Origin of the sequence: Teichococcus rhizosphaerae (assembly GCF_002631185.1) — a bacterium.
Taxonomy (GTDB): domain Bacteria; phylum Pseudomonadota; class Alphaproteobacteria; order Acetobacterales; family Acetobacteraceae; genus Pseudoroseomonas; species Pseudoroseomonas rhizosphaerae.
The window spans coordinates 1-1,491 of record NZ_PDNU01000102.1; the positions used below are offsets into that span (position 1 = coordinate 1).

General features: G+C 61.4%; 2 protein-coding genes. Both read right to left on the minus strand.

All coding sequences use genetic code 11. The annotated features are described in order from the left end of the window. Nucleotides 1–89: 89 nt before the first annotated feature. A complete protein-coding gene (locus CR162_RS21740; RefSeq protein ID WP_003107436.1) occupies nucleotides 90–710 on the minus strand; it encodes a paraquat-inducible protein A in 621 nt (206 codons plus the stop codon). Further along, on the minus strand, nucleotides 697–1,353 hold the full coding sequence (locus CR162_RS21745; protein WP_003095053.1) for a paraquat-inducible protein A: 657 nt from the start codon (nucleotides 1,351–1,353) through the stop codon (nucleotides 697–699). The genes CR162_RS21740 and CR162_RS21745 overlap by 14 nt, the downstream gene beginning before the upstream one ends. Nucleotides 1,354–1,491 lie beyond the last annotated feature (138 nt).

Here is a 1,491-nt window from a genome sequence, read left to right on the forward strand (position 1 = left end):
CCAGCCAGGCACCGATGGCCAGGGCCACCAGCGGCAGCACCCAGATCGCCGACCAGTTCGAGGTCTTGTGTTTCTTCGGACTTGGCAGATCACTCATTCTCGTCATCCAGATTGGTGTTGTCCCAGATCAGCCGGGGGTCGAACGTCACGGCGGCGAGCATGGTGAGCACCACCACGCTGGCGAAGGCGGCGGCGCCGAGGTTGGCCTCGATGCTCGCCAGGTTGCCGAAATTCACCAGCGCCACAAGGATGGCGATGACGAAGATATCGAGCATCGACCAGCGCCCGATCCATTCGATGAAGCGATACATCAGGATACGCTGGCGGGCCGACATCGGCTGGTGCCGCTGTACCGAATAGAGCAGCAGGGCGATGCCCACCAGCTTGAAAGTAGGAACCAGGATACTGGCGACGAACACCACCATGGCGATGGGGAACATGTCGGCATGCACCAGTTCGACCACGCCCTCCATAATGGTGGCGGGCATTCCGCTGCCGAAGAGGTTGACCGTCATGATCGGCAACAGGTTGGCGGGTATGTAGAGGATCGCCGCGGTGATCAGCAACGCCCAGGTGCGCGTGAGGCTGTTTGGGCGCCGGGCGTGCAGAACCGCACCGCAGCGACTGCAACGCGGATGCTCGTCCCCGTCGGCGCGATTCAACTGGTGGCACTCGCCGCACACCAGAATTCCGGCATCAAGCGCGCGCATCGTCGTCCTCGCCGCCCAGCGCTTCCCATACCTGGTGCGGCGACATGGTGACCTCCAGCCAGACCTGGGTGAACAGCAGCGCCACGAAACAGGCCAGGCCGACGCCCAGGCTGAGGTCGGCCATGTCGATCAGCTTGACGATGGAAACCAGGATGCCCATGAGGTAGACCTCGAGCATCCCCCACTCGCGCAGATGGTGATAGCCGCGGTAGAGCAGCATGCCGATGTGACGGGCGATACCGAAACGCACGCTGATCATCACCAGCAACTGGCAGAGCAACTTGACCAACGGGATCACCATGCTGCACAGGAATACCAGGATGGCGACGCCCTGCATGCCACTGTCGTAAAGACCGAGCACTCCCGTCCAGACCGTATCGCTGCGGGTCTGGCCGAGCAGGCTGAGATTCATGATCGGCAGGAAATTGGCTGGGATATAGAGGAAGAGCGCCGTCAGAACCAGCGCGAAGCAACGGCGTTTCCATTGATGGCGATGCGCGGCCAACTCGAAACCGCAGCGCGGACAATTGGCTTTCTCGCCCGGTCCCAGGGGTTCCCGGCGCATCAACAGATCACACTCATGGCAAGCAACCAGTTCTTCCAGGGGAAGATCCTGCAGGCCACGGACATCGGTATCGGACATGAATGAGCTCGGCTGGATTTGTCGGCTATTGTAGACGAGCGCACAGTGCAAATCGCGTCTCCCATGCCCTCGGAAGTACGCCGCCCGGCAGCTCTCGAAGTTTTTCGATTATCGTCCGCAGCGCTGCTGGCTTGCCAC

Excerpts from the sequence above, each read along its gene's own strand:
- CR162_RS21740 (WP_003107436.1), bottom strand. The coding sequence starts at position 710 with ATGCGCGCGCTTGATGCCGGAATTCTGGTGTGCGGCGAGTGCCACCAG.
- CR162_RS21745 (WP_003095053.1), bottom strand. The coding sequence starts at position 1,353 with ATGTCCGATACCGATGTCCGTGGCCTGCAGGATCTTCCCCTGGAAGAA.